This is a genomic window from Chamaesiphon polymorphus CCALA 037, from assembly GCF_003003845.1.
Taxonomy (GTDB): domain Bacteria; phylum Cyanobacteriota; class Cyanobacteriia; order Cyanobacteriales; family Chamaesiphonaceae; genus Chamaesiphon; species Chamaesiphon polymorphus.
This window is the reverse complement of record NZ_PVWO01000514.1, coordinates 1-3996: the sequence shown is the minus strand read 5'-3', so window position 1 is coordinate 3996 and position 3996 is coordinate 1. Positions and strand designations below refer to the sequence as shown.

The window sequence follows — 3996 nt, the reverse complement described above, 5'->3', positions numbered from 1 at the left end:
TAAATGGTTTCGCCTACTTGTCGAGAAATGCTTAAACTATCTTCATCCAGTTTACTATTATCCCGCCCACCTACTTAAACGGCCCCAGAGTAGATCGTTAGATCGCCAAGATTTTTTGAAGAAGCCACCGATATTATAAAGTTTATCGCCACCTAATTTTTCTTTGGTATTTTTACCATTGCCAATACCTAGCTGGGAAGTATCTGGACTGATACAGATGGGGTTAATAATTTCTTTTTCAGTTAAATTTGTCAGATATTCAAATGGATATAATTCTCGATCGATAAATTCAAAAGTATGCCATTGCTTCAGCAACAGATCGGTATATCGATCGCCCAATTTGGAGATCGTCATTTCCGCTGCCAATGAAATTTGTTTTAAGATGCTGGGAAAGCTTTGATTGCGATCGTTATCGTATGCTAATTGTCGATCCATCCAAATTAATGGATGCAGATCGCTACTTTGACCGATTCTACTGATGCGTTGCTTGAATTGGGCAAAGACACTCGAAATCCTCGCCTGAGATAACCAGCGATCGCGTTGCCGACTATCGCCAGAAAAATGGTTTTCTGCGGCTAATTCTGGTAAGTCTAGCCAAAAATAAACTGGAATAGTTTCGAGATGCGATCCAGAGGCATCGTTGGGTACGAAGGTATGAAATCTAGTACCATCTAATAAGAAGCGATGTAACCTAAAGATCAGTTCGTAGACTAGAGCGCGCAGTCGTCGATCGTTAGATTCTTGAGCGATCAAATAATAAAAGTAGTTACACACAGATCGATCGCTAAGTAACAGCTCGATACTCGCTCGCACTACTTCTAGCAATTTAATATTGCAACCAAGTTGCTTCGATAAATACTGAAGTCTAGGTCGGTCGTTTTCATCGATTTTACTATTTAATAAGTTATTAATAGTTTCGATTAAGTAAAAATGTTGCCTGATGCTATATTCGACATCTAAATCGATAACCTGAGACTCAAATCGATCGAGTAATTTATAATAGTTGTGTCGATCTTGGCCGCTAGTAAATTTACTGGTTAATACGCGATCGATTTTGTCAAGAATGACAGAATACTGGCTATTTTGAGCACTCAGATCTGCTTGAAGGAGTAGCGGCAAATTGCGATCGCGAAAATCAAATAATCTACCTCTAAGATAGATTTGAGATTGAGTGCGATCGCTACTTTCTAATATTTGTTGTGATTCTAACGCACTTTCAGCTCGATCGATCGAAGCGTGATAACGACGAACTTTATGATTGTGTTCGTGAATTGTTTGAAGATCGTTAGTAATACTTTGATGGATCGGAATTGACAAAGCCGCTGCTTGCAAAATTTGTCCCATCCGATCTTGTTTTTTGCCAGCAAGCTGCAATCGATCGTTCAATTGTTCGGGATTGGGATCGACATAAAATAACTTTCTTTGACCGCACCGATCTGGCAATCGATAGTATGCTTCTTTCATCAAGCAAGTCAGCGGCGTACTATCGAGTAGACCGCCATCTAAAAAGTATAATTTGTCACTACGAGTGGAGCTATCTGGAGTGTAGTGTTTGGCTAATTTGCCCCAAGTTATTAACTGGCGATCGACTAGATTGTGGCGATCGTGCAGATCTACTTCTACCAATGGGAAAATAACTGGCGTTCCCGCCGTAATCTGACATAATTTGACTAAAGCTTGATAGGTATCGTTTGGCGAACGCGGTAATTCTGGCTCCTTGTAATAAGGATTGAATGGCTCCTTCCGTCCTTGACGATGCTTGAGTCGAAACATCGCCCGATGATTCTTCGCTCTAAAATCGAGCGTCCCCTCCGCGAAAGTTCGGTCTACTTTACCGAGATAATCAGTACCAGCGATCGCGAGATCTAACTCTTGCGTAGGTGAAAACCATTCTTGCTGCGGACGTGGGAGCTTGTGTTCGATCCCTTTGATGAGAGTTGCCAACAATCCCCGTTGATAAAAACTCTCGCTAGTAGAGTTCGATGCGTCTACATGAGCTTTAAAGAGATTGGGCTTTTGGAGAATCTTGAGGAGTTCGCCACTACTGCGCCAAACGCGGGCAAAGGCACTAAAATCCACCATTTCTCGATCGTTACTATTGGCGATCGCGTAAGCTAATAAAATTCCATTAATGCCACCTGCCGAACTGCCAGAAATGACATCGACTACCACATCGGAATCTGTCAATGCCTTGACTAATTTATAAATGCCACGACCGCGCACTGCATGATAAAATTCCTGACAGATACCATGCGTATAGATTGCCAAAGAGACACCACCATAGACCACCAACCCTAACTGCATTTCCCGCAAAAACTTCGGCTGATAATAGCTACGTTGATTAGACATGATTGCAGGTAAAAAGCAACAACTGAGCGAATTCGGGGGCAAAAGCGGGATGTGTTCAAGCCCATCGGATGGCTTAGAGTCTAAGATCTTCATTACCTAGAGATCCCAAAAAATCTCCAGACGATCGTCTCCCATTTTAACAGGGTCTGTAGCGATTAGTAGTAGATAGAGCTGATGCTTGTGCCAATCATTCTCAGAAGATTAAAAGTTTTCACGGTTGCCAAAAGCACTACATTAAGGTAACTTTATCGGATTGTCAATTGTTGACCAGATCTTAAACCAATCCGCACGCAAACAGCCAGCTCGATCGCCTACTAAGATGACCAAATTGTGGCAAGCTGAAGATGAGATAATCGTATTCACATCCTCACCGTTGTTTCTCTATGCAGACCCTGCCAGTAGCCGATCGGTTCGCTTATAGTAATTTAGGTACAGACACCACGATTCATCGCCGTAAAACGCGTCCTGTAGCTGTTGGAAGCGTGATTATTGGCGGCAACAATCCAGTAGTCGTTCAGTCGATGATCAACGAAGATACCTTAGATATCGATGGTGCGGTGGCTGGTATTCGCCGTCTTCACGAAATCGGCTGTGAAATCGTGCGCGTGACAGTACCGAGTATGGCTCATGCCAAAGCTTTAGGCGAAATCAAACAAAAACTGATCGATACATATCAGATCGTCCCGCTCGTGGCTGACGTACATCACAATGGGATGAAAATTGCCCTCGAAGTTGCCAAACATGTCGATAAAGTCCGCATCAATCCTGGATTGTATGTCTTTGAGAAGCCCAAACCCGATCGCACGGAATATACCCCTACTGAATTTGCCGAAATTGGCGAGCAGATTCGCGACATGCTCGAACCCTTAGTGATCTCCCTCCGCGACCAAAATAAAGCGATGCGGATTGGCGTCAATCACGGTTCTCTCGCCGAACGGATGTTATTTACTTACGGGGATACTCCCGAAGGGATGGTCGAATCAGCCTTAGAGTGCATCCGCATCTGTCAATCGTTCGACTTTCACAATCTCGTTATCTCGATGAAGGCTTCTCGCGTCCCCGTGATGCTCGCCGCTTACCGACTTCTGGCGCAACGGATGGACAAAGCTGGCATGGATTACCCAATTCACTTGGGAGTTACCGAAGCTGGCGATGGTGAGTACGGCAGGATCAAATCTACCGCTGGCATTGCCACTCTCTTAGCCGAAGGCATCGGCGATACGCTGCGAGTCTCTTTAACTGAAGCTCCCGAAAAAGAAATTCCCGTGTGTTACAGTATTCTCCAGTCGCTAGGGCTGCGGAAGACCATGGTCGAATATGTAGCCTGCCCATCTTGCGGTCGGACATTATTCAACCTCGAAGAAGTCCTCCATCAAGTACGCGAGGCTACCAATCACCTCACGGGACTAGACATCGCCGTGATGGGTTGCATCGTCAATGGCCCTGGTGAAATGGCCGATGCCGACTACGGCTATGTAGGCAAAACACCTGGCTATATCTCCCTCTATCGCGGTCGAGACGAGATCGAGCGGGTACCCGAAGCCGAAGGTGTCGCTAAATTGATTGCCCTAATTAAGGCTGACGATCGTTGGGTAGATCCTTAAGGGTGGATGGGTGGATGGGTGGATGGGTGGATGGGTAATGAGT

2 protein-coding genes are annotated in these 3996 nt (G+C 44.9%); one reads left to right on the top strand and one right to left on the bottom strand.

What is annotated here, in order from left to right:
• Positions 1–57 precede the first annotated feature (57 nt).
• The gene (locus C7B77_RS25490; RefSeq protein ID WP_181244033.1) at positions 58–2349 is read right to left on the bottom strand and encodes a patatin-like protein; all 2292 of its coding nucleotides are present in this window, start codon (positions 2347–2349) and stop codon (positions 58–60) included.
• A 383-nt stretch (positions 2350–2732) separates the two neighbouring features.
• Here C7B77_RS25490 and ispG point away from each other — a divergent pair, with 383 nt between their 5' ends.
• Positions 2733–3953 carry a (E)-4-hydroxy-3-methylbut-2-enyl-diphosphate synthase gene (gene ispG / locus C7B77_RS25485; RefSeq protein ID WP_106311565.1) on the top strand — a complete coding sequence of 407 codons (1221 nt, stop codon included), beginning with the start codon at positions 2733–2735 and terminating at the stop codon, positions 3951–3953.
• The last annotated feature ends 43 nt before the right edge of the window (positions 3954–3996 follow it).